This is a genomic window from Deltaproteobacteria bacterium, from assembly GCA_005879535.1.
Lineage (GTDB): Bacteria > Myxococcota > Myxococcia > Myxococcales > 40CM-4-68-19 > 40CM-4-68-19.
Window position 1 is genome coordinate 47,515 of sequence record VBKI01000052.1, and the last position, 25,565, is coordinate 73,079.

Here is a 25,565-nt window from a genome sequence, read left to right on the forward strand (position 1 = left end):
TGCGCGGTTGCGATCGCGCTGCGACGGCGGACGACCTTCCTGGCGCTGGTGTGCGCTCCCTGAATCGCAATTGTGGTACTGAGCGCGGGCGATGAAGGGTCTGCACATCGACGATGGCGGCAACGGCGGCGTACCGGTCGTGCTCCATCACGGTCTCGGCGCGAACCTCGAGGTCTGGCGATCGCAGATCGATCACTTGCGGCGGTCGCGGCGCGTGCTGGCGTTCGACATGCGCGGGCACGGGCGGTCGCCCAAAGCGTCCGAGTACACCGTAGCGGCAGTCGTAGGCGACCTGGATGAGATCACCGCTGCGATGCCGAGGTTCTGGCTCATAGGGCACAGCTTCGCCGGCGTCGTACTTACCGAGTTTTCCGGTCGTCGCCCCGACCGCGTCCACGGGCTCGTCTATGTCGACGCGCTGGGCGACTCGAGCAATGCGCCGGAGGAGATCCGCCAGTACTTCCGCAACCACGATGCCGGCATGACCCCGGAGCGGCTGCAGGAAGCCTACCTCGAGATGCTCGGGCCGATGGCCCGCCCGGAGACGAAACGGCAGGTGCTGCAAGCGGTGGCGGGAATGGATCTGCCCGCCTTCGCCGCCCTGCGTGCGTCGATGCTGGAGGTCGCGTCGCCGCGGCAATTCGCCGGTCCCAGGTTCGCCATCGACGCGGAGGGAACCGCGAACCCGCGCATGGCGTGCCACCTGCCCGGGGTCAAGCAGCGTACCGTCCCCGGAGTCTCGCATTGGCTGATGCTCGACGAGCCCGACACGCTGAACCGGGCGCTCGACGAGGTGCTGAAGTGAACCGTGGCAGCTTCTACAAGACGATCTTCACCAATCCGCTCGGCATCCGCGCCCTGCTCTGGAGCAAGCTGCCGCTGGCCGCTTTCGCCGGCTTGCGCGTCGCCCGCCTCGACGACAGCGGCGCCGAAGTCACGCTGCCGGCCGGCTGGAAGACGCAGAATCCGTTCGGATCCACCTACTTCGCCGCGCAGGCCATGGCTGCGGAGATGTCCACCGGAGCTCCAGCCCTCTGGTTCATCGAGCAGAGCGGCGCCCCGGTGTCCTCGCTCGTGACCGCCATCTCGGCGAAGTTCACGAAGAAAGCGACCTCCAGGGCGAGCTTCGTGTTCTCCGACGGCGCCGCCATGCGTGCGGCGATCGATCAGGCAGTGAAGACGGGGGAGCCCGTGGTCTTCACCGCCCGATCGATCGGCACGCAGGGGGACGGGACGAAGGTGGCGGAGTTCGCCGTCGAGTGGAGCTTCAGGAAGCGGGCCTGAGCCGCGTCAGCGGTCCGGGCTCGAGCCGGCTTCCTGCGAGCGCCTCCGCGAGAGGCGCTCCACGCCCTCCCGCATCATGTCCTTGGCCCGATCCATCACCGCGGCGACCGTGCCGGCAACGACGTTGCCGGGAGGCTCATCCGGAGCGCGTGGGTGCGGCCGGGTCGGAGCGAGCTTCTTGGCCTTCTCGATCCGCTCGCCGAGCTCGTCCAGCATCTCCTCTCCGAGCAGACGGCGCGCCTTGGGGAACAGCTCGTCCTGCTCCTCCTCGATGTGGTGCCGGACGCTCTCCATCAGCACCTTGAACTTCGCGTCGTACCGCTCGTCCTCGGAGCTCATCTTCTCCAGCTCGGAGAGCGTCCACTTCACCACGTGGTGCTCCTCGAGCGATTCCAGCACCGTCTCGCCCGCCTCCTTGAGGCTACGTACGGTGGCCTTGAGCGCCGCGGTACGTACGGCCGGGTAGAAGAGCATCTCTTCCACCGCGGAGTGGATGGCGAGCTCGCGGATGACCTTGTTGACGATCTTCTCCTTCGACTTGTGGGCGCGCTCCGTCAGCTTCTCGAATTCCTTGAAGAGCTGCTCCACTTCCTTGTGATCGCGTTGCAAGAGGGCGATGGCGTCCATTCAGGAAACCTCCTTCACGCACAGTGTGCATCCGCCGTTCGACACGCTCGCCCGCCCGGCTGGAACGCGGTGGCGCCGCTCACCTCAGCTTCGCCAGCTCGTCGTCGACGCGGTGCGATTGCGCGAACTTCGGGTCGGCGCTCTTGAGCGCGTTGAAGCGCTGCAGCGCGCCGGCCTTGTCGCCCTGCTGCGCCAGCAGCCTTCCCATCTCGTAGAGCGCCCGCGGCTGCTTCGGGTCGAGCTGGAGCGCACGCGAAAGCGTCCGCTCCGCCATCTGCACGCGGCCGAGGCCGCGCATCGCGCCGCCCATGGCGGCCGCCGTTCGCGCGTCGTCCGGCCGCATCGGCATCACCCGCACCACGGCGTCCCGCGCTTCCTGGTACCGGCCCCGATCGAGCTCCTTCTCGCTCTGCTCGAGCAATGCGTCGAGGCCCTTCTCCAGCTCCGGGGTGCGCTCGGTATTCGCGACCGCCTCCTGGAGGTTGCGGATCTCTTCGGCCGACGGCTCGCCGGGCGCGGGGCCTGTGCCGGCGTGGCTCATCGGCGCCCCTGGCTGCCCGCCGCCGATCGGCGGGTGACCGGGAGGCAGATCGTTCTGCGCCACCGGCGGGTGCCCCGGCGGCATCTGCGCCCTGGGTTTGAACACCTCGTCGGCCCTTGGCAGCGTGTCGCGAACGATCGGAGCCCGCGGGGACTCGGGGGCGACCTCGAGCAACCGCTGCCAGTACTTCTTTCCCTCGGCGAGCTGCTTCTCGTCGCCGGTCGACTGCTCGAGGAGGATCGCGCCCACGAAGAAGAGCGATTCCGGATAGTCCGGCGAGCGCTCGAGCACCTTGCGATGCTCGGCCAGCGCCGAGTCCGGATTCCCGATCAGGTAGAAGGCGTTCCCCCGGCGCGAGACGGTCTGGAGCTCCATCTCCAGCGCCGCGTCAAGGCAGCGCAGCTCGTGCGGCTCGTCGAGGTTGCCCGCGGCTTCCGCGATCTTCGACAAGCCGTAGTCGGGTCCGCTCCGGCGGCACTCAGCCGGCAGGTCCGCCGCCGGCTTCACCCGCTTCTTCTTCAGCGCCAGCGCGCGCGCTTCGGCCGGCGCCGCCAGCGCTTCTGCTTCCCGGTAGGCGTCGATCGCCTCCAGGTAGCGGCCATTCTCGTAATAGAGGTTGCCGAGCGCGGAGAGGACCTCGAAGCTCTTCGGCTTGTCCTTGAGCTGGTCCTTGAGGCGGTCTACCTCCGCAAGCAAGGCCTTGGAATCCGCGGGGTCCGCGCCGGCGTCGGCGGGCGCTCGTGCCGCCGTCTGCTGCGAGGGCCTGCAGGCGAAGACCGCGAGAAGGAGCGCGATGCCGCTTTTCACCGCGCCGGATCTAACACGGACTGCGCGGGAGAGGATGTCTCTTCCCCCTCCGGCTCGGGCAGCGGCTCGCGGATCGGCCGATACGCCAGGACGCCGCGGAGCTGATCGGGGGGAAGCCGGTCGCGCAGCTCGCGCACCGTCAGGCGCGAAACGGGATGCACGGAGTCCGAGGCGATCTCCGCCAGCGGAACCAGCGCAAACGCGCGCCCCTCGAGGAGCGGGTGCGGGATGCGCAGGCCGGTCTCCTCGACGAGTCGGTCGCCATAGAGCAGCAGATCCAGGTCGATCTCGCGGGACCCCCACCTCTCCCGCCGGATGCGGCCCATCTGCTCCTCGACCGCCTGCAGCCGCTGCAGCGTGGCGCGGGGGGAGAGCAGCGTCCCGATCCGGACCACCGCATTGAGATACCGCGGCTGGGGCGGACCGACGGGCTCGCTCTCGTATGCCAGCGACACCTTGCGCAGCGCGAAACCCGGCTCGCGCGAGAGCAGGGCGACGGCCGACGACAGGTTCGCCAGCCGGTCGCCCAGATTGGATCCCAGGCCGACGAACGCCTCGATCACGGCACCGCCTCGCGGAGGAATCGCTCGAGCATCGCGTACGCGCGCTGCAACGCCGGCTCCGGGCAACTCTCGCCGCGCTGATGCGCCTGCGCCTGTTCCCCCGGTCCGAAGTTCGCAGCGGGGATGCCCAGTGCGGCGAGCTGGGCGACGTCGGTCCAGGCCTGCTTTGCCTCGACCGGCGCGGCGGTCAGCGCGCGCAATTCTTGAAGCAGCGCATTGTCCAGGATGGCGGGCCCGCTCGGCGCTCTGTCCGTCACCTCGGCAGTCGCGCCGAAGCGCTCCGCGAACGCCTGCACTTCGGACTCCGCGTCCTCGACGCTGCGGCCCGGAGCGAAGCGAAAGTTCAGGTTGAGGTCGCAGCGGGCGGGAACCACGTTGCGTCCGGTGAAGCCTTCGATCCTCGTGACCGTCATCACCTCGCGAAAGACCAGCTCGCCGATGCGGACGTCCCTCGGGGGGTGCGCGGCGAGATGCGAGAGCAGCGCGCCTGCCTTGTGGATGGCGTTGTCGCCTTGCCACGGACGTGCCGAATGGGCGCTCCTGCCCGGGAACGTGACCGTCGCGTGCATCGATCCGCAGCAGCCGAGCTGCAGGGCAAGATCGGTGGGCTCCAGGCACAAGGCGAGCGACGCGCGCCGCAGGTCCGGCCGCTTTTCCAGAGCGGCGCGCAGCCCGTTCTGCGCGATGGGCCCCTCTTCGCGATCGTAGAAGAGCAGCAGGAGCTCGAGAGGCAGCGCCGCGCGATCGAGCCGCTGCCAGAGCTCGATCATCACCGCCAGCGCGCCTTTCATGTCGCTGGCCCCGCGGCCGTACACGCGGCCGTTCTTGCGGCGAGCGGGGAAGTCGCCTTCCTGTAGCGGGACGGTGTCGAGATGGCCGGCGAGAAGGATCGCCGGCCGCGCACCCGTCACCGCCCCGCAAACGACGGCGTTGCCGATCCGCTCGCCACCGGTCTCGGCGGCGACGTAGGCGGCGATCTCCGCCTCCTCTCCGACCGGGCTGCGGATCCGGCAAAGCTGCAGCGTGCGCTCCGCGAGATCCATCAGACGGAGACCCCGAAATCCCGCAGGGCCGAGTTCAGCGACGTCTTGCGGTCGGTGCTCTCCTTGCGGGCGCCGATGATCAGCGCGCACGGGGTCAGGTACTCGCCGGCCGCAAAAGTGCGCGGACGCATCCCGGGAATCACCACGCTGCGCGACGGGATGGCTCCCTTGATCAGCTTCTCCTTCGTCCCGGTCACGTCGTAGATCGGCGTGCTGGAGGTCAGGACCACGCCGGCGCCGAGCACGGCTTCCTCGCCCACCAGGATGCCTTCCACTACGATGCAACGGCTGCCGATGAACGCGCCATCTTCGATGATCACCGGCCGCGCTCCGGGCGGCTCGAGCACGCCGCCGAGGCCCACGCCACCGGAGAGGTGAACGCTACGCCCCACCTGGGCGCAGGACCCGACGGTCGCCCAGGTGTCGACCATGCTCCCCGCGCCGACGCGCGCGCCGATGTTCACGTAGCCGGGCATGACGATGGCGCCCTTCTCCACATGCGCTCCGTAGCGCACCACTCCGGGCGGCACGACGCGGAAGTCGCCGCTCGGGCGCTTGGGCGGGATCTTGTCGAAGAATTGCAGGTCGCCCGCGCTGTAAGTTTCGCTCTGCGCCAACATGAAGAAGAGGTTGATCGCCTGCTGGATCCACCCGTGGATCGTCCAGCCGCCGGACTCCTTTTCGGCGACGCGCAACGTGCCCTGGTCGAGGCGGTACACGACCTCGCGGACGGCGCTCGCATGCCTTTCCAGGGCCGCGCGATCCCGCTGAGCTTCCTCCACGGCCGCGCGCAGGGCGTCGGCCGACGCCTGCGGCAGCCTCAGCTCTTCCGCAGCGGGATCCTGCATCGCGCGGCAAGCTAGCACAGCTCTACCCAGCCGGAACCCCAGCGGTCGTTTGCCGCGCCGTCGTGGTCTCGCGCCCAGGCATGCCCGGCGCGCGGTGGGGCAAGTGCACCACGAACGTCGTTCCTTTCGCGTCGGAGCTGACGTCGATGCTGCCGCCGTGCGCCCGCGCGATCTCGCGCACGATGAACAACCCCAGGCCGAGCCCGCGCGGGTGCGCGCTCTCCGCACCCTTGCCTCGCTCGTATGGCTCGAACAGGCGCTGCCTCAGCTCCGGCGGAAGCGGCGCGCCCTGGTTGTGCACGCGGATCTCCAGCGCATCCGCGGCGTCCCGGTTCAAGGAGACGGTCACCGGCGCGTCGGCAGCCCCGTACTGGAGAGCGTTCGCCACCAGGTTGGACACTACTTGCGAGATCCGATCGCCGTCCCAGGAATCGGGCATGGCCGGCGCGTTCACCTCCAGCCGGATTTCCCGCGCCGGATGCGTGGCCCTCAGCTCGTCGACCGTCCGCTCGACGACGGCGCGCGCATCCATCGGTCCCGGCCGCATGGGAATGCCCTTCCCCAGGCGCGCATAGGTGAAGTCGATCAGCAGCGCCGCCAGCGCGTCGATGCGCGAGGCGCTGCGGAGGATGCGCTCCACCGCGTTGGCCTGGCCCGGCTTCAGCTCCTCGCGCTTCTGCAGGAGCATCTGCGCCGAGACCAGCACCGCGGTGAGAGGATTGCGCAGGTCGTGCCCCGCGATGGCGATCAGCCGCTCCTGGTATTCGAGCACGCGCGCGCGATCGCTGGCCTCCTCCTCGCGGCGCCGCAGGTCACCGCGGACGGCAAGGGCCGCCGTTCCCGCAAGGATCAGGAGCAGAGCGGCGCCGCCCAGCGTCACCCCGAGGGACCAGCGGTCCGCGCGCGTCAGGCGTTGCAACCGCGGGGCGAGAAGCGCGGTTTCCTCGTCCCCCATCTGCTGGACCACGGAACGCACGGATTCCATCCGCTGGATCGCCTCGCGGCTTTCGAGCGGGTCGAGCGCGGCGCGATCCCCTTGCCGGCGCAAGTCTACGGCACGGGTCAACGCCTCTGCCCGCCGCTGCAGCAAGGTTCGCAGCGAGAGGAGCCGCTGCTGCTGGCGCGGGTTGTCCTGGGTGAGCAATGCAAGAACATCGACCTCCTGGGAGAGCGCCGATTGGGCGGCGCGAAACGTCTCGGCGTCCTCCTCGCGGCCGGTGAGCAGGTACCCGCGCTGGCGGGTCTCGGCCTCCATAGCAAGCGCCAGCACACGGGCGATCGCCAGTTGCACGTCGTGGGTGTGCACCACCCAGCGCGACCCATCGCGGCGCGCGGAGAGCGAGCGCAGGGACGCCGTGGTCACCGCGGCGATGGTGAGAACTGCCGCGGCGAACGCGGCGACGATACGCATCAGGGAAGGTTTGCTCGACATCGTCGTGTGCCGCAAGCGGTCCGGCGTGTGGCCGACCGCTTCCGTGCATCAAGCCGGCCAGGCCTCGATCGCCGCCCGGCAGTCGGCCACCGTCGGTACCATCGCGAGGCGGATGAACCCTTTCCCCTCGCGCCCGAACTGCGTTCCGTCGACGACGAGGATGTTCCGCGCCGCCAGGCGCGCCGCGTACCCTTCGCTGGTCTCGCCGGCCGGCACGCGAACCCACAGGTAGAACGCGCCCTCGCCGCCGACCTCGAGTCCGAGCTTGCGCAGGTGGGCGAGAAGCACCGCGCGCTTCTCCGCGAAGATCCGGCGCCGCTCCTCGACGTGGGCATCGTCGCTCCAGGCCACGATCGCCGCCTGCTGCACGAACGCTTGTGAGGCGACCCCGAAGTTCGCGCGCGCGTCGCGCAACCAGCGGATCACCTCCCGATCGCCGGCGATGAATCCGCTGCGATACCCCGTCATGCCGCTCCGCTTCGAGAGACTGTGGATGACGATCAGGTTCTGCCGCGACACTTGAAGACCCGAATGCGGCGGCTCACGCACGTAGAGGTCGATGTAGGGCTCGTCGCAGACGACGAGGAACCCGTGCTCCTTCGCAAGCCGCGCCAGCTTCTCGTGGTAGGCCCGCGGGGCTCCCGCTCCCGTTGGATTGTGCGGATAGCAGTCGAACCACAGGCTCGTCCGCCGCCAATCGTCCGCGGAAATGGCGTCGAGATCGGGAAGGAAGCTTCTCTCGGCGCGCAGCGGATATGTGCGCGGCGTCGCGCCGGCGAAGAGGATGGCGCGCTCGTAGACGGGATAGGCCGGATCCGGATACCAGCAGAGCGGCCGGTCCGGGCTCGCCGCGCACAGCGGAAGATGGAACAGCGCCTCCTTCGCGCCCGCGCAAGGGAGGATCTCGCTGTCCGGATCGAGCGAGAGCGCGAAGCGACGCTTCAGGTACGCGGAGACGGCCTTGCGCAGGGGCGGGATCCCGGCGATCGACGGGTATTGCGAAACATCGGGCAGGGCGTCGCGCAACGCCTTGCGGATGAACTCCGGCGTCGGCTCGCGGGGATCTCCGATGCCGAAATCGTACACGGGCTTCCCCGAGCGCAGTGCCTCCTCCCGCTGCGCGTTGGCCTTTTCCTGCAAATATCCGGCGAGCCGGCCGAGGAGAGGATTCACTCGCCGCGCACCGGGTTGCGAAGCACGCCGACGCCTTCCACCTCGATCTCGATGACGTCGCCGGCGCGGATGGGGCCCACTCCGGCCGGCGTTCCGGTGGTCACGACGTCGCCAGGCTCCAGGGTCATGCCGGCGGAGATGAACGCGAGGAGGTTTGGCACCGGGAACACCTGGTCCTTGGTCCGGCCGTTCTGCTTCACTACGCCGTTGACCCGGCACTGCACGCGCAGATCGGACCAGTCCAACCCCACCGTCACCCACGGGCCGACGGGACAGAACGTGTCGAAGCCCTTGGCGCGCGTCCATTGTCCCTCGGCGCGCTGGATGTCGCGCGCGGTCACGTCGTTCAGGCAGGTGACGCCGGCGACCGCCTTGGCGCACTCGGACTCGGAGGCGCGCCTCAGCCGCTTGCCGATGACGACCGCCAGCTCCGACTCGTGGTGCACCTCGCGGGAAACCGACTGAGGCGGGAGCACGATGGCCTGGCCATGGCCGATCAGCCCGCTGGTCGGCTTCATGAGAAGGAGCGGCTCCTTCGGGACGTCGCTGGCGAGCTCCTTCGCATGGTCGACGTAGTTCTTGCCGATGCCGACGATCTTCCGCGCGAGGCCCCAGGGCAGAAGCTGCACCTCGGCGAGCTTGCGCTTCCCGCCGACCCGCCGGCCGCCGCGCAGCATGGCGTCGAGCCCGGAGATCTCCTCGATCTCGTCGCCGTTGACCACGCCTTCGAGGATTTCGCCGCTCTGCCCCAGGTATCGTGCGATTTGGGTCATGTCTTCCATCCGAGCACGTCCTGCATGTCGTAGAACCCGGGCTTCTTGCCCGAAAGCCAGCGCGCAGCCCGTACCGCGCCGCGGGCGAAGTTGTCGCGGCTCGTCGCCTCGTGCGTCAACTCCAGGCGCTCGCCGTCCGCGAGAAAATGCACCGTATGCTCGCCGACGACGTCGCCGCCGCGCAGCGCCTGCACCCCGATGGTCCCCTTCTTCCGCGCTCCGACGTCGCCGTGCCGCTGGTAGACGAAGGCATCCGCTGGATCGACTCCCAGCGCCTCCGCGGCCACTTCCGCCAGACGCAGTGCGGTCCCGCTCGGCGCGTCGCGCTTCATCCGGTGGTGCATCTCCACGATCTCGATCTCGTACGTCGCGCCGAGGGCCTTCGCCGCCTCGGCCACCAGCCGGAAGAGGACGTTGACGCCGACGCTCATGTTCGGAGCGAGCAACAGCGGGATCCGCCGCGCGAGGCTGCGCAGCTCGGTCTTCTGCTCGGCGCTCAGTCCGGTGGTTCCGACCACCAGCGCCACGCCGCGTGCCGCGCAGACCGGCGCGTGCTGCATCGTCGCCGACGGGGCCGTGAAGTCGATCACCACGTCCGCACCGTTCTCCAGCGCGGGCTCGATTCCAGAAGCGATCCGGATTCCGCCGGCGTCGCGGCCGACGTACTCCGTACCGGAGCGCTCGAAGGCGCCCGTGACCGCGAAATCCTTCTCCTCCCGCAGCATGGCGAGGACGCGCGACCCCATCCTGCCGGCAGCGCCGGCGACCACCGCCCGGATCACAACAAGCCGCCGTACTCGCGCATCGCCGATTCCACTTTCGCCGCTCCGGCTTCGGAGATGGGCACGAGCGGAAGGCGCAGATCGGGTCCGATCTTCCCCATCCTGTAGAGCGCGTGCTTCACCGGCAGCGGATTGGTTTCGCAGAACATCGCCTTGACCAGCGGCGAGAATCGCGTCTGCGCGCGTTGCGCCTTCGGCAGATCGCCGGCGAAGAAGGCCGCGCAGAGGCCGGCCAGATCGGCCGGCGCGACGTTCGCGACGACGCTGATCACGCCGTGGCCGCCCGAGGCCAGGGTGGGCAGCGTGAACATGTCGTCTCCGGCCAGCAGGGCGAAGTCGGGCGCAACGCCCGCAGCCTGGATCTCCGCGATGCGCACGACGTTGCCGCTCGCTTCCTTGATGCCGACGATCCCCGGCACCTTCGCGCAGCGCGCCACGGTATCCGGAAGCATGTCGAGTGAAGTGCGCGAGGGAACGTTGTAGAGGATCACTGGCAGACCGCCCTGCCGGGCGACCGCCTCGAAGTGCCGGAACAGGCCCTCGGGCGTGGGCTTGTTGTAGTACGGAGTGACGACGAGCGCGGCGTCGGCGCCCGCCTCGCGCGCCCGCTGTACGTTCTCGATGGTCTTGCGCGTGTCGTTCGTGCCGCAACCGGCGATCACCGGGACGCGGCCGCGCCCTTCCTCGACGCAGGTGCGGACGATGCGGAAATGCTCGTCGGCGGAGACGGTGGCGCCTTCGCCGGTGGTGCCGCAGGGAACGAGCCCTGAGGTGCCGCTCTCGATCTGCCAGCGTGCCAGCGCGCGCAGCGCTGCCTCGTCGACGGTCCCGTCGCGGAACGGGGTGACCAGCGCGACCATGGAACCGCGCAGCCTGTTCATGAATCGCTCCCTTACGGCGACTCGCCGCGGATCAGGTCTTTATAACTCTCGCGGGCGCGAATCACCCGCCAAGAGCGGCCGTCCACCAGCACTTCCGGCGGGCGGGGGCGGGCGTTGTACTGCGAGGCCATGGCCATCCCGTAGGCGCCGGCCGTGCGAAGCACCACCAGATCGCCGGTCTGCAGAGGAGGGAGGCGCCGTCGCGGCGCCAGGACGTCCGCGCTTTCGCAGACCGGACCCACCACGTCGACCACCTCCGCTCCGCGTCGCGGCCGCGCCACCGGCTCCAGCGCGTGATGCGCCTGGTAGAGCGCCGGCCGGAGGAGGTCGTTCATCCCGGCGTCGACCACCACGAATCGACGCGAGCCGTGCCCTTGCTTGCGCAGGAGCACGCGTGTCAGGAGGACGCCGGCGTTCGCCACCAGGACCCGCCCGGGCTCGACCAGCACCTTGACGTCTACGCCCCGCAGCGCGCGCACGAGCGCCTCGCCGTACTCCCTCGGCGAGGGCGGCTTCGGACCATCGCCATAGGGAACCCCGAGACCGCCGCCCATGTCGAGCCGGCGGATGTCGTGGCCGTCGGAGCGAAGCTCGATGACCAGGGCCCGCATCTTTGCCGCGGCTTCGGAGAACGGCTTCACCGAGCCGATCTGCGAGCCGATGTGGCAGGCGACGCCGACGGCGCGGATCCCTGGAAGCGAAGCCGCCAGCCGGTACGTCCTGCGCACGCGCGCAGCGGGCACGCCGAACTTGCTGCTGGCGAGCGCCGTCGCGATGTGCGGGTGCGTGCGCGCGTCGACCTCGGGATTGACGCGCAGCGCGACCGGCGCTACCCGATTCCTGCGGGCCGCGACGCGGGAGAGCTGCTCCAGCTCCTCTTCGCTCTCGCAGTTGAACTGGAAGATGCCCGCTTCCAGCGCCGCCTCCATCTCGTCCTCCCGCTTGCCGACGCCGGAAAAGACGATCTTTGCCGGGTCGCCTCGCGCCTGCAGGGCGCGGAAGAGCTCTCCGCCCGAAACGATGTCGAAGCCGAACCCGTCGCGCGCAAGCAGCACGAGCAACGCCAGGTTCGGCGCCGATTTCACCGCGAAGCAAGCAAGGACGTCGAGACCGCGAAGCGCCGCGCGGAAGACGCGCGCGTGCCTCAGCAGGGTCGCCGTCGAATAGACGTAGGCCGGCGTCCCCACCTCCTCCGCCAGCTCCGAGAGCGGCACCTCTTCGCAGCAGAGTTGCCCTTTGCGGCGCTGGAAGTGGTTCACCGGCTGCCCCCGTCCGCGCTGCCGGCGTCCGGCGCTGCTGCCTCCGCGGAAGGCGGCCGCGCCGGTCCTTTGACGCCGCAGACGACGAGGGTGGACGTGGCAAGGACGATGAGCGCGCGGACTATGGTGCGCATCTCATCGCGTGATCAGAAGGGAATGGCGAGCAGCAGCCGGACCGCGTGCGCGGCGGAACCGCTCTGGTTCGCCGCCACGTTCCGGAGGCCGTCGAAGGGCAGGAGGATGCCGTACGCCAGGCCGGCGTGGAAACGGTCCGACGTGTCGTACGTGATCCCGACATTCAGCTCGAGGCCCAGCGGTTTGGCCAGACCCGGTGTGTTCTCCGCGTACCAGGCCTGCGCGTACATCGTGGAGAGGATCAGCTCGAACCCGGTGTCGTCCCCGCCACCCGTCTTGCGGCCGGTGGGCCTGTAACGCATGGAAGGCTTGACGTACCAGGCGCTGGTCACCGACGTGATCAGGTTGCGGAACAGGATCATGTCGACGTTGAAGGAGCGATTGAAGACGAAGTTGTTGATCCGCGCGTGGCCGCCGGTCGGGCTGGAGAAATCGAGGTGGCTGCCGTCGATGTCGCCTGCTCCTGCCGCGCGCGTGGGCTGCTGGCCGGGAGCCGCCGGCTGCGCGGCCCCGGACCCCTGCCGCCAGGGCCGCGCTCCGAACCCGTAGGCCCCCTTGTCGCCGGAAGCTCCGCCCCACTCGAGCCCGAACAGGAGCGCATCCGCCGAGAGCAATGCGACATCGGTCTGGAGCGCTCCGCCCACCTGGAAGATGTTGAGGCCGCGCTTGAGCTCCTGCGCGACCTCCTGCGTGACGGTGCCGGTGTCGAACTCCGACTGCTGGTGCGTGCCGACGGTCCCCAGGTTGAAGGCCACCTCGGCGTCGAGCCGCCACTTCTTGCGCTTGAGCGAGAAGAACGCGTCGGGCTGGTAGATCTTCGCCCGCCGCTCGACGACGCGCGAGCGCAGCGTTCCGGTAGAGTCGGTGGCGCTCACCGGCGTGTCCCAGACCTGCGTGCGGTAGTCGAGGACGAGCCCGTAGTTGATCACCCACTGATTCGCGGCGAGCTTCCGTTTGATCTCCTCCTGGGTATCGACGCGCGTCACCTCGAGCGCCAGCCGGTACCCGTCGTCGAGCGTGTCCAAATCCACGCTGCGCCCCAGCTCGCCCTTGTCGCCGGTGGTCATCGCGCCCTTGTCGAGGATGTCGAACATCACCGACAGGTGGTGGCCCTTGAACTCGCGCGGCGCGAACGCGATCCGGTCGTAGGTGTCCCCGTAGTCGCAGTCGAGGCAATTGCCGTCGTTGTGCAGGATCCCGAGGCCCCAGTGGTAGCCCATGCGGCCGAAGAGCAACTCGCCGAGCTGTGTGTTCACCCGACCCCAGACGCGCTTGACGTTGACGGTGCCCGCTCCGCGCCGGTTCGCCAGCAGCGAGAGCGGCGTGAAGGGATCGAGATACGCGTCCGTCGCCGGGCTGCTTCCGAGGAGGATGTTGTCGAGGATGTCCGCCTGGAAATAGATGGAGAGATCCTCGCTGACGGCGAGCGTGGGCTCGAAACGGAAGCGGAAGTTCGCGTCCGACTGGCTGTTGTTGCCGGTGCCGATGAACGGACCGGGGAAGAGAAAGTTGCCCGCCGGATCGGCGCCACGGCCGAGGCGCATGTTGTTGAAGAACTCGCCGCGCATCCGCAGATAGCCGTGCGGCTGGAACAGGTTCACCCGCTGCTTGAGCGATTCGACCGCTTCGCTGTCCTGCACCCGCGCCTGCGAGTCCTGCTCGACCCAGGCCGTTTCCTGCTTCACCTCGTCTTTGGTCTTCTGCAGCTCGCGGCGGACCTCCTCCATCACCTGCCGGCGGAACTCCTCCTGATCGAACGTGCGCGGAGTCTGCACCGTGCTGGCTCCGGCCGCAGCGGGCGCGGTGGCTGGCGCCGTCGAGGTGGCCGCGCTCGAAGACGGAGCAGCCGCGGTCCCCTGCTCTCCCGTCTTCGTCGAGGTGGCTGGCGCCTGCGACTGGCCGGCGGACGGGTTCTTGGGAGGCCGCTTGGGCTTCGCCTTGCGCGCCGGAGGGGTCTCCGCAGGAGCGGTCTGGGCGAAGGCGCCGCCCGCGGCGATGCTGAGAGCTGCGGCGAGGCAGAGCGAGCGAAGCATCCGTTCCACTCCCGGAAAGGGCAAGGGACGCGCGCGAGTAGCACGCGTTCCGCCGCGGGGTCAAGGAACGAAACCTTTGCAAACTGCGCCTGCGCGCGTTGAATGCGAGGCATGAACCTCGTGTTCGTGCTGCTCCTCGTCGCCGCAGCGATCGCGGGCGCGGTCCGCGGCGACATCAAGGCCGTGGGACAGGGCGCGTTCGACGGCGCATCGCAAGGCGTGACGCTCGCCATCGGGCTGATCGGCGTGATGGCGCTGTGGCTCGGGCTGATGCGGATCGCGGAGAAGGCCGGGCTGGTGGAGAAGCTCGCGCGCGCGGCCCGCCCCATCTTCCGCCCTCTCTTCCCCGGCATCCCCGATGGGCACCCCGCCATCTCGGCCATGCTGCTGAACATCGCCGCGAACATGATGGGACTCGGCAACGCGGCCACCCCGTTCGGGATCAAGGCGATGGAGGAGCTGGAGAAGCTGAATCCGACCCCCGGAACGGCCACCAACGCGCAGGTGCTGTTCCTCGCCATCAACACCGCCTCGCTGCAGCTGGTACCGACGACGGTGATCGCGCTGCGCGCCGCCGCGAAGTCGACGGACCCGGCGGGCATCCTCCTCCCCACGCTGATGGCGACGGTCTGCGCGCTGACGGTCGGGATCCTCGCCGCCAGGCTGCTCGAGCGGGTGTGGAAGTGAGACACGCATTCGAGATCGCCTCGAGCTGGATCCTGATCGCGCTTCTGGTTGGCATTCCTCTCTACGGCTGGGTCAAGGGCGTCAAGGTGTACGAGGCGTTCGTGGAGGGCGCGAAGGAGGGGTTCAACGTCGCGGTCCGGATCATTCCCTTCCTCGTCGCAATCCTCGCGGCGGTGGGCGGCTTCCGCGCCGCCGGCGCGATGGATGCGTTGGCGAAGGTGCTCGCTCCGATCACCGGCCCCCTCGGCCTGCCCGCGGAAGTGCTGCCGATGGCGCTGGTGCGTCCGCTCTCCGGATCGGGGGCGCTGGGGCTTCTCGGCAACATCTTCGCGACCCCGGGCCTCGGCCCGGACTCGTACGCCGGCCGCCTCGGCTCGGTGCTGCAGGGATCGACGGAGACGACGTTCTACGTGCTCTCGGTGTACTGCGGATCGGTGGGAATCGTCCGCTACCGGCACGCGCTCGCTGCAGGGCTCCTCGCCGACTTCACCGGTCTGACCGCCTCTGTGCTGATCGCGCGGATGCTTTGGATGTAAGGTTCGCGCCCATGCGCCGGATCGCTCTCATCGCCGCACTGTTCTGCGCCGTCTCCTGCAAACGCAGCGAGGACGAGGCGGCGCGGGCGCGAATCTTCTCTCCCCAGCAGCCGGTGGGCGAGCTGCCGGAAGCGAAGGAGAAGCTGGACCCCACGCGGCTCGCGGAAGATCCCGCGCTGGCGAACCGCGTGCTGCACATGCAGCGGCGCGAGATCGATCAGCGGATCGGGACGCACAAGGCGCAACAGCGCGTGCAGTTCGCCTGGTTCCGCGGGCCGGGTCTTCCCGACGGCGGCTCCGAAGTCTCCCTCGCCGAGGAGACCACCCTGCTGGAGGGTCCGGGCGACGAGTTCTCGGTACGCCTGGTCAACGATCGCAACCAGGGGTTCGAGCTCGTGTGGGTGAAGGGCGAGGCATTCGTCAAAAGCCTCTATGGCGCTTTCCACAAGCGAAGGACCGACCGCACCGACCCGCCGCGCATCCGCGAGCAGGCGATGTCGGGGCTGGCGACGTTCGACCGTCTCGCCCGCGGTCTCAAGCTGCGCAACGCCGGGGAGTCGAAGTCAGAGGGGCGCCGCGTCGTGCGCTACGTCGTGACGGGCTACGGCGCGCGGGCCGGCGAGAAGGACACGAGCGATCTGCCGCCGGTGCAGTACCCCGAGAACCGCACCGATCCGGACACGGCACGTCGCCTCGAGCTATGGGAAAAAGAGGAGCCGCTCTCCGTGCGCGGCACGGTCCTCGTCGACGCCGAGACCGCCGCCCCGCTTGCCTGCGATCTCCAGGGGCACTTCAAGGTAGCGGACAACGGCCAGGGACCGGCGGCGGAACTCCATCTCCACTCGGTGCTCGTCACCTCGAGCATCGGGAAGGATCCGAATCTCAAGGCGCCGCAGTTCGAGCCGGAGACGAGCGTTCCGCACGCCGTCAAGGACCCGCTGCGCTTTCTCGGCAAGGGTCCGGCCGCGGGTCCGCAACCCCCCGCCGGCGAGGAACCCGAGGACTCCGAAGAGGACGAAACGCCCCCGCGCTGAGCCTCGCCAATCCTGCGGGAAAGCAGGATCTTTCCCGATAGTCGCGCACATTTGCGCCAAAAGGTTGATCTGTCCCGAATCCCGTGTTCCTCTGCGCGCGTAGAGCCGCATTTCCGGAGAAAAATTGGATCTCCCAAGACGGGGGGGTAGGGTGCAAATGGACGCCGCGACGACCCGGAGAGGTAACCGCGAAATGACCAATAAGTCCTCCTCGACAACGATCACCAGCGCCGAAGTCCGGGAGCTGCTGCGCGTCGCCGCGCGCCAGCTCAGCGCTCGCGAGGAGAAGACGGTACGGATGCGGTCGGGTGCGTCAGTCGGACGCGCGGAGGTGTTGCCGCGCCGCGGACAGAGCCATCCGGAAGCGCGCGCGGAGCTTCTGGCGATGGAGATCGAGCTGAAGCAGAAGCTCGCGTCGCGCGCGCCAAAGAGCGCCGCCGCGGCCGTGCGCGCGAAGGAAAAGGACAAGATTATCCGCGCCCTGCGCCGCCTGAAGTAGCGCATGCTGCTGGCGCTGCTGATCGCGGCGCAGACCTGGGGGCCGCAGCGGCTTCCGCCAGTGCTCGATGCGGAAGATCCGCTGGTCGATGCAGCCGGGATCGTGAAGGACCTGATCGTCGAGCTCGCATACGCGACGAGCGACAACATCACCGGCCGCGCGCTGTACCCGACGGATGCGAAGTGCCTGCTCCGGCGCAGCGTCGCGGAGCGCCTGGCGGTCGCCGCTAACGCGTTGCGCAAACGGGGATTGCGCCTGATTGCGCGTGATTGCACGCGCCCTCCGGATGCGCAGGAGGCGCTCTGGAGAGCGCATCCGCACGCGGGGTTGGTTGCGGATCCTTCGCGCGGAAGCCTGCACGCGCGCGGCGTCGCGATCGATCTCGATCTCGCCGACCTCTCCGGAACGCGCGTGGAGGTGCCGACGAAGCTCGATGCGTTCGTGCCGCAGGCGGCGGCCGACGCTCCCTTGCCGGACTGCGCGGCGAAAGAGCACCGCGAGGCGCTGAAGGCCGCGATGCACGCGGCCGGGTTTCGCGTGAACCCGAAGGAGTGGTGGCACTACAGCCGGCTCTACGGCTGGCGCTGGCCGGTTGCGCTCTCCCGCTGAGTGCAGGCGCAACCTTCGGCGTGCTCGAGCTCGTCGACCAGCGCCCAGCGCGCGGCCGCGACAGAAAGCAGCTCATCGAACTCGGCCGAACGCTCGATCACTTCGATTCCGGTCTCGCGCGAGGCCGCCCAGACGACGCGGCCGCGCAGCGTCGCGGGAGACAGGTGAGCATCGGAGGAGATCAGCGTGGCCGAAACGTCGTCGCCGCGGAAGCCGGTCTCGAATCCGGTGGCGACGCGCAGGCCCCGATCGCTCAAGTCGAGCGCGCGGCACAGCCACGGCTCTGCGCCGCGTGGCCGCACCTCGGCGAACAGCGCGCAGGCGAGGCGGCGGTGGCGCCGCCGCGGCCCGTCCGGATCGGGCTCCCAGCGCGAGGCCGGACGCGCCGACGGCAGGTCGAGCCAGACTCCGTCGCGGACGCGCTCTCGCACGCGCCCGTGCAGAAGGGGATGGTCGGAGGTTTCCGGGACGGCAACCTCGACGATCACGCGAGATCCGGGACCGCCGGGAAGATCGACGTCGGGCAAAAAGAAGCCGGGGCCGAGCCGCAGATGGCGCTGGAATGCGCCGAGCGACTCGAACCGATATCGAACCGGCCAGCTCTCGTCGAGCACCGGAGAGACGGAGTCCCAGCGGATCACACTCCTCCTGCGCGTTCCGGTTTTCGGCGCATGCGCCGGCGGCCGGAATCTGGCGTTATTGTAAAGTTCTAGGATCGAGCCTTCCCCCATTGTCATCGGGAAGCGGGCGCGAGGCTACCGGCACCCCTGGGAAAGGTCGAAAACCAACGGATCGACCGCGGGTTCGCCCCCGAGCTCCGTCCACAATTCCGCACAGGTCGGCCGTCCGCCGCGGGCCCACAAGCCGTTCAGGGAGGCGGCGGTGCGGGGGTTTCGCCACCAGTCCTCGTCGTAGCGCTCGCGCAGGAACGCGACGATGCGGGCGGCGAGTGCACGCCCCTGAAGCTCTGCAAAGCCGCCGAGCCAAGGATCGAGATCGCACAGCGCAAGGCCCGCAGGGAGTTCCGCGCCCGTCGCGCGGACGAAGAGGTCCCGGTGAGCGGCGGCCGCCTTCGAGCCCAGCCCGGACTCGTGCGCCTGAAGCGCCGCGAGCGTCCGCGCCGCGGCGAGGCGGGCGTCGATGACCGCCGCGATTGCGATGGCGCGCTCATCGTCCCGCGCCAGCTCGACCTTCGCGCAACGGCGCAGCCACTCGCGATCGCGGACCAGACCCTCGAGCAGCGCAGCGCAGGCATGCGCCACTGCCGGATCGCCGAACCAAAGATCCTCAGGCGGAGCGTCCGGAGGTGGTCCCGTGCGGAGCAACGCAATCCCGAGCGCGGCGAGGAGCCGCGACAGCGCCCACGGCCCCTCTTGCGGCAGGAAGGTGAGAGCGACTTCCCACGGCGGATCGATCGGCTCCGCATGCGCGCCCGGATGCTTCAGCGGCCGATCCTCGTCGTCGATCTTCACTCCCTCGAATTCGAGCCGCAGCATCTCCGCCCAACGTCGCACCGCGCGCTGCATCTCCCCCGCCGGGAATGCGCCCGCACAGCGCGGCGCGTGCAGCAGGTGAAGGACGTCGTGTCGCGCCGCGCTCCCGGGCTTCGCTCCCGTGTGGCGCTCGAGAAGCCAGAAGCCCAGATCCGAGAGGACCGCGTCCGTTCCGCCGAGGACCTTCTCCGACCACTCCGCCGCGCCGTCGGGAACGCGGAGGCCCGCTTCCGACCGCGCCGTCATCGCCGCATCCCAGCTCGCGCTGCGCGCGCCGTCGGCTGGCTGCAGCGCCGCGGCCAGCGCAGCTTCCAGCTCCGCCCGCTTCTCGCGCGCGCGCTCGGCCGGGAGATTTCGCTCCAGGGCCACCGGCGGAATCGCGCCGTGCAACCCCGCATCCCCCGGCGGGCGCACCAAGGGGCGCTGCGCGAGGGCGAAGAGCTCCTGCGCGGCGCCGGGCTCGAGCGCCAGCGCCCGCGTCCGCGCGAGGAATGCGAGCAGCCACCTCAGGCGGACAATGCGGCCGGGCCTGCGCGGATCCTCGCCCTCCGCATTCGAGAGCGCCTCGCGCGCCTGCGCGGTCCCCTCGGCGCTCGCCGCCAGCTTGTGCGCGCGCAGGAGCTCGCGCAGGGACTGCAGCGCCGGCAGCCCAGCGGCACGCCGGTAACGCTCGCGGCAGAGCCCGGAGGCGAGCGCCGCGGCATCCTCGCGAAGCTCTGGCAGCTCGCGGAGCACGAGCCGTCTTTACTTGATCAGCCGCCCCTCGCAAGAGCGCCAGTCCAGGTTCCGGAAGTACGCGTCGATGTATTTGGCGCGCTCCGTGGCTTTGTAGTCGGGGACGAACGCGTGCTCCCACGCGTCCATGACCACGATCGGCTTGAACCCGGGGGGATGGCCGTCGTTGTGCAGCGTGATCCAGTGATTCGAGATCTGGCGATTCTCGGGGTTCTGGTAGGCGATGGCCCAGCCGACGCCGCGCATGACGGCGATGGCCTTGAAATCGTCCAGCCAGGCCTCGACGCTGCCGAAGCCCTGCGCCAGCGCTTGCGCCAGCGGACCGCCCTTGTTCAGCGCGTCGGGCTCGGGCGCGAGGTTCCCGAAGTAGAGCTCGTGCAGCACCATGCCGCCGTACTCGAATCCGAGCCAGCGGGTGAGCTCCGCGAACGCCGGATTGGTGCCCTTGGCCTTGCCTTCCTTGGCGAGCGCTTCCAGCTGGGCAGTGATCTCGTTGACGTTCTTGACGTATCCCTCGTAGAGCTTGAAGTGGTCCTGCAACAGACCGTCGGAGATTCCCGACAGACCCTTCAGCCTCGTGAACTGCTTCGGCTCGTACCGTTTCATGCGCGGCAAGATGCGCATCGCGCGGCGCAAGTGCGGCAGGCACGCGCCTGCTTCTTCGGATCTCTCTCGACGGAGCGATCGGGGAACGCTAGTGTGAGCGCCGAAAGCTCCTTTTGCCGAGGAGGGTGGATGGATTCGAATGTCGCCGAGTGGTTGAACCTCGTCTTCCGCTGGATCCACGTACTCGCGGGCGTGATGTGGATTGGCCATCTCTGGTTCTTCAACTTCGTCAACGCCCAGCTGGCGAAGACGTACGACCCGGATTCCCGCAAGAAGGTGATTCCCGAGCTGATGCCGCGCGCGCTCTACTGGTTCCGCTGGGGCGCCGCATACACCTGGGTCACCGGCATCCTCCTGCTCTGGGTGGTGTACTGGGCAGGCAATGCGATGGGCAACGACCGCATGTCCAGCTACGGGTCCGGAGGCATCGGACTCCTGATCGTGATCATCTGCTTCGCGATCTACGACGTGCTCTGGAAGAACATGAAGAACGAGACCACCGGGATGATCGTCTCCCTGGTCCTCTTCGCCGTGGTGGTCTTCATCTTCCACCTCTTCATGGGCGGGCGCGCGATCTTCATCTACGCGGGCGGCCTGCTTGGCACCATCATGGCGGCCAACGTCTGGATGCGGATCTGGCCCAACCAGCGGAAGATCATCGCCGGCGTGAAGGGGACCGGGCCCGCGGCCGATCCATCGGTGGCCGCTCTGGCCGGCCTGCGCAGCAAGCACAACACGTACATGTCGATGCCGCTGATCTTCTTCATGGTCGCGAATCACTTTCCGACCGTGTACGGCAGCGATTACGCCTGGGTCGTCGCGGTCGTCTTCGTGATCATCGGCTGGGGAATCACCAAGTTCCTCTTCAACAAGTCGGGAACGCCGGCCCCGGCGCGGTTCTAGGAGATTGCCGCAGTGCAGAGCGTGAACCTGATCAGCGATGCGCGTTACTCGGACGACAAGCCCAACGTCCTGCACGCGGTCAAGACCGATCAGCTGCTCGTGGACGGGATCTACCTCAAGGCCGGGCAGAGGACCGGCTGGAAGAAGCACCCGGACGCGGACCGCGCCTTCGTCTGCGTCCAGGGATCTGGAGAGCTGGTGCTGGAGACGACCGCCGCCGGGAACGAGCTGCGCATCCCCCTCGGTCCCGGCGCCGTGGCGCTGGCCCCCAGGGCGGTGTTCTTCGACCTCGTCGCCGGACCAGAAGGAATGGTCTGCTCGGCATTGAGCAAGTTTCCCGTCCGGGTCGTGGAGAAGGGCTGAGGCGCCCACCCTCCCGGCTCCGGCTGGTTGCCGATCGCGACGAGCCGCTGCTCGACTTCGTCCTCCGCCGGGGCGCCATTGGCGAAGAGACCGCGCGCGAAGCGATCTTGCGGGGAGGCGCGTTCGTTCGCGGCAAACGGGTGAAGGAGCTCGCGTGCGCCGTGCGGGCCGGCGATCGGGTCGAGCTGGCATTGCGCTCTTCGCGGGCGTCTCCGGTCGGCAAGGACCGCATCCTGCATCTCGACGCCGAAGTCGTCGCCATCGACAAGCCCGCCGGCGTCGCGGCGCAGGAGGATCTCGCCGGGGGCGACACGTTGCCGCAGCTGTGCAGCGCACTCTTGCGAGAGATGGGGGAACAGCAGACGCAGGCGTTGCTCGTGCACCGCCTCGACCGCGGGACGACCGGGGTGACTTTGCTGGCGCGCACGCGGCGGGCCCAGTCGGCGCTGCTCGGCGAATTTCGCGAGCACCGCGTCCGCAAGGAATATCGCGCTCTGGTCTCGCCGGCGCCGTCGGCGGACACAGGCATCGCCGACGGCCCCGTTGCATCGCGGCCGGCGTTGACGCGGTGGCGCGTCATGGAGCGCCATCGGAGCTCGGCGATGATCGCAGCGCTGCCGGAGACCGGGCGCACGCACCAGATCCGCGTGCACCTGCTCGCGCTCGGATGCCCCTTGCTCGGAGACAAGGCGCACGGCGGCCCCGCCTTCCTCACCACGGCCGCCGGCGTGCGGCATGACTTCGGGCGCCCGATGCTCCACGCGCTCTCGCTGGAATTGCGCCATCCCGGGGGCAGCCCGCTGCACATCGAGGCGCCCCTGCCGGCCGACTTCGAGGCGGCGCGCGCTTTCTTGCGCACCTGGAGCGCCGCGCCGGATTGAAAGGCGGCGGGGCGTCTGTTAGAGCAGCGCGCCATGGGTGAGAACACCGAGGCGAAAAAGGACACTGGCCTGCTGATCGTGCAGAGCAAGGTGCGCGATCTGATCCGCGAAAGGGAGATGCGCACCTCGGACGAGTTCATCTCGGCGCTCTCGGAGCACGTCCGCGCCGCGGTGGAGAAGGCCGTCTCGCGCGCCAAGGAGAACGGGCGAAGCACCTTGCGGCCCGCAGATCTGTAGCGGGATCCGCAGTGCAGCTCGCGATCGCGTGCTGGCGGCGTTCCGGTCCTGACGGTCGTCGCGAAAGTGGCGGCGCGCGGACGCGCGCCCTGCTACCTTCAATCCCGTGAGACACACGCTGCCCAATGGGCTGACGCTGCTGGTCGAGGAGAACCACGCGGCGCCGGTGGTCGCCATCCAGGTGTGGATGCGCGTCGGAAGCGCCGACGAGGGCCCCGACGAGGCCGGGATCGCACACCTGCACGAGCACATGCTCTTCAAGGGCACCGCGCGGCGTGGGCCGGGGGACATCGCCCGCACCGTCGAGTCCTGCGGAGGCGAGATCAATGCCTGGACGAGCTTCGACCAGACCGTCTATCACGTCGTGCTCGCCTCGCGCTTCTTCGCCGAAGGAATGGACGTGCTCGCCGATGCCGTGACGAGCGCGGCCTTCGATCCGGTCGAGCTGCAGCGGGAGATCGAAGTCGTCTGCGAGGAAATCAGACGCACCCAGGACTCGCCCACGCGCAAGCTGTCGCGCGAGCTGTTCGCTTCGGCCTTCACGCGCCATCCCTATGGCAAGCCGGTGATCGGCACCGAAGCGAGCGTGCGCGGCTTCACCCGCGAGGGGATCCTGCGGTTCTACCGGCGCTGGTACAAGCCCGCGAACGCCGTCCTGGTCGTGGTGGGCGACGTGCGCGAGGCCGAAGCGCTCGAGCTGGCGGAGAAGTCGTTCCGCTGGCCAGAGGACCCGTTCGTTGCAGCCCCGTCGCGGCCTCCGGAACCACACCGGGAGCTGCCGCTGGCGCGGATGCGGGCCGAGCCGCTCAAGGAGGGATATCTCTCCATCGCCTGGCCTTCGCCGCCACTGGTGCACGAGGACGTGGCCGCGCTGGACGCCCTCGCCATCGTGCTGGGCCACGGCGAGGCGTCTCGCCTGCATCGTGCCCTCAAGCGCGACCGCCTGCTCTGCACCGAGGTGCAGGCCAGCTGCTACACGCCGGTCGATCCGGGACTGACCATCGTCGGCCTGACCTTGCAGCCTGCCACTGCGCGCGATGCGGTCCGCGAGGCGCTGTCGCAAACGTACCGGCTCCGCAGCGAAGAGGTGACGGGCGAAGAGCTTTCCGTCGCCTGCCGTCTGCTGGAGAGCGACGCCGTCTACCAGCGCGAGACCGTGCAGGGACAGGCGCGCAAGCTCGGCTTCTATCAATCGAGCGCGGGGGGCGTGGAATTCGAGCAGCGCTACCTCGATCACGTCGCCCGGCTCACGCCGGCTCGGGTACGAGATGCGGCGGAGCGCTGGATCGATCCCTCCGCCGCCGTTCTCGCGGCGCTGTTGCCGGAGCGCGGTTGTCCTCCAGAAGGGGAGATGCTGGAGCTCTTGCAAGAGGCGGCGGCCGTCGTCCGCCCTCGGGCTGCGCCCTCTTCCGCGCCGCCCGAGAAGCGCGCTCCGATCAGATTCGCCGAGCGCGCGACAACCGGACCCCTGCTCCGGGAGGAGCTGCCGTCCGGAGGCGTCCTCTTGATCAAGGAGGAGCGGGCGGTGCCGCTGGTCGCGCTGCGCGCTGCGTGGCAGGGCGGCCTGCGCGCGGAGGACGGCTCCAACGCGGGCATCAACATGCTGCTTGCGCGGCTGGTGTCGAAGGGAACGCAGACCCGCGGTCCCGAACGCCTGGTGCGCGAGATGGAGGCGATGGGCGGCTCCATCGGCGGCAATGCAGGCCGCAACAGCTTCGGGTTGCGGGCGGAGCTCCTTTCCCGGCATCTGCGCGAGGGATTCGACATCTTCGCGGAGGCGGTCTCCGCCCCGGCGTTCGATCCCGAGGAGGTGCAGCGCGAACGCACCCTGCAGATCGACGAGCTGCGGTCCCGCGAGGACAACCCTGCCGGAGTCGCCTTCCTGCTCTTTGGCGAGACGCTCTATCGCAAGCACCCGTATCGCTTCGACACGCTCGGCACGGAAAGCAGCGTCGCCCGGCTCGAGCCTGGCATCCTCTCCCGGTATCGCGCGCAGCAGTATCCGCCGGGCGCGCTGACGATCTCCGTCGTCGGCAACGTCGATCCCGCCGAGGTGCGCGAGCAGGTCCTGCGCAGGTTCACGTCGGCGCCCGCCGCGCGCGTGTCGATCGCGCCGGTCCAGGAGGAGCCGCCGGATGCGCCGCGGTTCGCCGTGAAGAAGCTCGACAAGGCGCAGGCGCACCTGGTGCTCGGATTCCCCGGCGCGCGGCTGTCGGATCGGGCGCGCTGGCCGCTGGAAGTGCTGTCGGCGGTGCTCTCCGGCCAGGGCGGGCGCCTCTTCGTCGAGCTACGCGACAAGCGCAGCCTGGCGTACAGCGTCACCAGCTTCTCCATGGAGGGCCTCGACCCGGGCTATTTCGCCGTCTACATCGGTTGCGGTCCCGGCAAGGTTCAGGAAGCCCTCGACGGGATTCGAAACGAGCTGCGGCGCATACGCGAGCAGCCCATCGGAGCCGCCGAGCTTGCGCGCGCCCGCCATCATCTCATCGGCACGCACGCCATCTCCCTGCAGCGCAATTCGGCGCGCGCCGCCGTGTACGCGTTCGACGAGTGCTACGGCCTCGGCGCCGACGCTTCCGCGAAGTACGCCGCCAACGTCGCGGCGGTCAGCGCCGAGGACGTGCTGGCCACGGCGCAGAGCCTGCTGACGCCTTCGCGCGAGGTGATCGCGCTCGTCGCCCCGGAGGGCGCGGTCCCGCAGGAGCTCGGCCGGTGAGCTGGGCGCTGGTGCTGGTCGCGCCGCCCGAACAACTGGAGATCCTCGCCGCGGACCTGTTCGACCGCGGCGCCCTCGGCGTCGA

Annotated in this window: 25 protein-coding genes; 10 read left to right on the forward strand and 15 right to left on the reverse strand. The window is 69.2% G+C overall.

The features are described from left to right. Nucleotides 1–91: 91 nt before the first annotated feature. Both E6J58_06895 and E6J58_06900 read left to right on the forward strand, forming a co-directional pair. Complete coding sequence (locus E6J58_06895; GenBank protein TMB39630.1) at nucleotides 92–805, forward strand: alpha/beta hydrolase; 714 nt, start codon at nucleotides 92–94, stop codon at nucleotides 803–805. Next, nucleotides 697–1,284: a DUF4442 domain-containing protein gene (locus tag E6J58_06900; GenBank protein TMB39631.1), complete on the forward strand. Its 588-nt coding sequence runs from the start codon at nucleotides 697–699 to the stop codon at nucleotides 1,282–1,284. The genes E6J58_06895 and E6J58_06900 overlap by 109 nt, the downstream gene beginning before the upstream one ends. Before the next feature lie 6 nt (nucleotides 1,285–1,290). Here E6J58_06900 and E6J58_06905 read toward each other — a convergent pair whose 3' ends face one another. The 12 genes from E6J58_06905 to E6J58_06960 form a co-directional block, all read right to left on the reverse strand. Continuing rightward, entirely contained in the window at nucleotides 1,291–1,911 is a 621-nt protein-coding gene (locus E6J58_06905) for a hemerythrin domain-containing protein (GenBank protein TMB39632.1), read from the reverse strand. Between the two features lie 79 nt (nucleotides 1,912–1,990). After that, nucleotides 1,991–3,562, reverse strand: a complete 1,572-nt coding sequence (locus E6J58_06910) for a tetratricopeptide repeat protein (GenBank protein TMB39633.1) — start codon at nucleotides 3,560–3,562, stop codon at nucleotides 1,991–1,993. Beyond that, complete coding sequence (folK, locus tag E6J58_06915; protein ID TMB39669.1) at nucleotides 3,256–3,819, reverse strand: 2-amino-4-hydroxy-6-hydroxymethyldihydropteridine diphosphokinase; 564 nt, start codon at nucleotides 3,817–3,819, stop codon at nucleotides 3,256–3,258. The genes E6J58_06910 and folK overlap by 307 nt, the downstream gene beginning before the upstream one ends. Further along, nucleotides 3,819–4,865 carry a succinyl-diaminopimelate desuccinylase gene (dapE, locus tag E6J58_06920; GenBank protein TMB39634.1) on the reverse strand — a complete coding sequence of 349 codons (1,047 nt, stop codon included), beginning with the start codon at nucleotides 4,863–4,865 and terminating at the stop codon, nucleotides 3,819–3,821. Before dapE ends, folK begins: the two co-directional genes overlap by 1 nt. Next, entirely contained in the window at nucleotides 4,865–5,713 is an 849-nt protein-coding gene (locus E6J58_06925) for a 2,3,4,5-tetrahydropyridine-2,6-dicarboxylate N-succinyltransferase (GenBank protein ID TMB39635.1), read from the reverse strand. The genes dapE and E6J58_06925 overlap by 1 nt, the downstream gene beginning before the upstream one ends. Before the next feature lie 22 nt (nucleotides 5,714–5,735). Continuing rightward, nucleotides 5,736–7,145 (reverse strand): hypothetical protein, encoded by a 1,410-nt coding sequence (locus tag E6J58_06930; GenBank protein TMB39636.1) that lies wholly within the window; start codon nucleotides 7,143–7,145, stop codon nucleotides 5,736–5,738. Between the two features lie 48 nt (nucleotides 7,146–7,193). Next, the gene (locus E6J58_06935; protein ID TMB39637.1) at nucleotides 7,194–8,318 is read right to left on the reverse strand and encodes an aminotransferase class I/II-fold pyridoxal phosphate-dependent enzyme; all 1,125 of its coding nucleotides are present in this window, start codon (nucleotides 8,316–8,318) and stop codon (nucleotides 7,194–7,196) included. Then, nucleotides 8,315–8,995, reverse strand: a complete 681-nt coding sequence (locus tag E6J58_06940) for a fumarylacetoacetate hydrolase family protein (GenBank protein ID TMB39670.1) — start codon at nucleotides 8,993–8,995, stop codon at nucleotides 8,315–8,317. Before E6J58_06940 ends, E6J58_06935 begins: the two co-directional genes overlap by 4 nt. A 92-nt stretch (nucleotides 8,996–9,087) precedes the next feature. After that, on the reverse strand, nucleotides 9,088–9,873 hold the full coding sequence (locus E6J58_06945) for a 4-hydroxy-tetrahydrodipicolinate reductase (protein ID TMB39638.1): 786 nt from the start codon (nucleotides 9,871–9,873) through the stop codon (nucleotides 9,088–9,090). Beyond that, complete coding sequence (locus E6J58_06950) at nucleotides 9,870–10,754, reverse strand: 4-hydroxy-tetrahydrodipicolinate synthase (protein TMB39639.1); 885 nt, start codon at nucleotides 10,752–10,754, stop codon at nucleotides 9,870–9,872. Before E6J58_06950 ends, E6J58_06945 begins: the two co-directional genes overlap by 4 nt. 11 nt (nucleotides 10,755–10,765) lie before the next feature. Beyond that, complete coding sequence (gene lysA, locus E6J58_06955; protein ID TMB39640.1) at nucleotides 10,766–12,013, reverse strand: diaminopimelate decarboxylase; 1,248 nt, start codon at nucleotides 12,011–12,013, stop codon at nucleotides 10,766–10,768. A gap of 146 nt (nucleotides 12,014–12,159) precedes the next feature. Then, nucleotides 12,160–14,181, reverse strand: coding sequence for a TIGR04551 family protein (locus E6J58_06960; protein TMB39641.1), 2,022 nt, complete (start codon nucleotides 14,179–14,181; stop codon nucleotides 12,160–12,162). A gap of 209 nt (nucleotides 14,182–14,390) precedes the next feature. Here E6J58_06960 and E6J58_06965 point away from each other — a divergent pair, with 209 nt between their 5' ends. The 4 genes from E6J58_06965 (at nucleotide 14,391) to E6J58_06980 (ending at nucleotide 17,546) form a co-directional block, all read left to right on the forward strand. Then, a complete protein-coding gene (locus E6J58_06965; protein ID TMB39671.1) occupies nucleotides 14,391–15,404 on the forward strand; it encodes a hypothetical protein in 1,014 nt (337 codons plus the stop codon). Between the two features lie 11 nt (nucleotides 15,405–15,415). Beyond that, nucleotides 15,416–16,438, forward strand: coding sequence for a hypothetical protein (locus E6J58_06970; protein TMB39642.1), 1,023 nt, complete (start codon nucleotides 15,416–15,418; stop codon nucleotides 16,436–16,438). Nucleotides 16,439–16,631: 193 nt separating this feature from the next. Continuing rightward, entirely contained in the window at nucleotides 16,632–16,937 is a 306-nt protein-coding gene (locus E6J58_06975; GenBank protein TMB39643.1) for a hypothetical protein, read from the forward strand. 3 nt (nucleotides 16,938–16,940) lie between these two features. Further along, nucleotides 16,941–17,546: a D-alanyl-D-alanine dipeptidase gene (locus tag E6J58_06980; GenBank protein TMB39644.1), complete on the forward strand. Its 606-nt coding sequence runs from the start codon at nucleotides 16,941–16,943 to the stop codon at nucleotides 17,544–17,546. Here the strand turns inward: E6J58_06980 and E6J58_06985 are convergent. From E6J58_06985 to E6J58_06995, 3 genes are read right to left on the reverse strand one after another with little or no spacing between them, the layout of a single operon-like run. Further along, complete coding sequence (locus E6J58_06985) at nucleotides 17,510–18,283, reverse strand: PilZ domain-containing protein (GenBank protein ID TMB39645.1); 774 nt, start codon at nucleotides 18,281–18,283, stop codon at nucleotides 17,510–17,512. The genes E6J58_06980 and E6J58_06985 overlap by 37 nt on opposite strands. Nucleotides 18,284–18,301: 18 nt before the next feature. Further along, a complete protein-coding gene (locus E6J58_06990; protein TMB39646.1) occupies nucleotides 18,302–19,774 on the reverse strand; it encodes a hypothetical protein in 1,473 nt (490 codons plus the stop codon). A 9-nt stretch (nucleotides 19,775–19,783) separates the two neighbouring features. Next, nucleotides 19,784–20,380: a superoxide dismutase gene (locus E6J58_06995; protein ID TMB39647.1), complete on the reverse strand. Its 597-nt coding sequence runs from the start codon at nucleotides 20,378–20,380 to the stop codon at nucleotides 19,784–19,786. A gap of 129 nt (nucleotides 20,381–20,509) precedes the next feature. On the opposite strand from E6J58_06995, the gene E6J58_07000 reads away from it, so the two are divergent. From E6J58_07000 to E6J58_07015, 4 genes are all read left to right on the forward strand, one after another. Further along, on the forward strand, nucleotides 20,510–21,283 hold the full coding sequence (locus E6J58_07000) for a urate hydroxylase PuuD (protein TMB39648.1): 774 nt from the start codon (nucleotides 20,510–20,512) through the stop codon (nucleotides 21,281–21,283). Further along, complete coding sequence (locus tag E6J58_07005) at nucleotides 21,190–22,527, forward strand: RluA family pseudouridine synthase (GenBank protein TMB39672.1); 1,338 nt, start codon at nucleotides 21,190–21,192, stop codon at nucleotides 22,525–22,527. Before E6J58_07000 ends, E6J58_07005 begins: the two co-directional genes overlap by 94 nt. 33 nt (nucleotides 22,528–22,560) lie before the next feature. Beyond that, the gene (locus E6J58_07010) at nucleotides 22,561–22,764 is read left to right on the forward strand and encodes a hypothetical protein (GenBank protein ID TMB39649.1); all 204 of its coding nucleotides are present in this window, start codon (nucleotides 22,561–22,563) and stop codon (nucleotides 22,762–22,764) included. A gap of 106 nt (nucleotides 22,765–22,870) precedes the next feature. Continuing rightward, nucleotides 22,871–25,480: an insulinase family protein gene (locus E6J58_07015; protein TMB39650.1), complete on the forward strand. Its 2,610-nt coding sequence runs from the start codon at nucleotides 22,871–22,873 to the stop codon at nucleotides 25,478–25,480. Nucleotides 25,481–25,565: the final 85 nt, after the last annotated feature.

Bases quoted from the DNA above. Each gene is read 5' to 3' on its own strand.
- E6J58_06895 (TMB39630.1), top strand. From the start codon at position 92: ATGAAGGGTCTGCACATCGACGATGGCGGCAACGGCGGCGTACCGGTC.
- E6J58_06905 (TMB39632.1), bottom strand. From the start codon at position 1,911: ATGGACGCCATCGCCCTCTTGCAACGCGATCACAAGGAAGTGGAGCAG.
- dapE (TMB39634.1), bottom strand. From the start codon at position 4,865: ATGGATCTCGCGGAGCGCACGCTGCAGCTTTGCCGGATCCGCAGCCCG.
- E6J58_06925 (TMB39635.1), bottom strand. From the start codon at position 5,713: ATGCAGGATCCCGCTGCGGAAGAGCTGAGGCTGCCGCAGGCGTCGGCC.
- E6J58_06930 (TMB39636.1), bottom strand. From the start codon at position 7,145: ATGTCGAGCAAACCTTCCCTGATGCGTATCGTCGCCGCGTTCGCCGCG.
- E6J58_06940 (TMB39670.1), bottom strand. From the start codon at position 8,995: ATGCTGCGCGGCGGCCGGCGGGTCGGCGGGAAGCGCAAGCTCGCCGAG.
- E6J58_06950 (TMB39639.1), bottom strand. From the start codon at position 10,754: ATGAACAGGCTGCGCGGTTCCATGGTCGCGCTGGTCACCCCGTTCCGC.
- E6J58_06960 (TMB39641.1), bottom strand. From the start codon at position 14,181: ATGCTTCGCTCGCTCTGCCTCGCCGCAGCTCTCAGCATCGCCGCGGGC.
- E6J58_06970 (TMB39642.1), top strand. From the start codon at position 15,416: ATGCGCCGGATCGCTCTCATCGCCGCACTGTTCTGCGCCGTCTCCTGC.
- E6J58_06975 (TMB39643.1), top strand. From the start codon at position 16,632: ATGACCAATAAGTCCTCCTCGACAACGATCACCAGCGCCGAAGTCCGG.
- E6J58_06980 (TMB39644.1), top strand. From the start codon at position 16,941: ATGCTGCTGGCGCTGCTGATCGCGGCGCAGACCTGGGGGCCGCAGCGG.
- E6J58_06985 (TMB39645.1), bottom strand. From the start codon at position 18,283: ATGACAATGGGGGAAGGCTCGATCCTAGAACTTTACAATAACGCCAGA.
- E6J58_06995 (TMB39647.1), bottom strand. From the start codon at position 20,380: ATGAAACGGTACGAGCCGAAGCAGTTCACGAGGCTGAAGGGTCTGTCG.
- E6J58_07000 (TMB39648.1), top strand. From the start codon at position 20,510: ATGGATTCGAATGTCGCCGAGTGGTTGAACCTCGTCTTCCGCTGGATC.
- E6J58_07010 (TMB39649.1), top strand. From the start codon at position 22,561: ATGGGTGAGAACACCGAGGCGAAAAAGGACACTGGCCTGCTGATCGTG.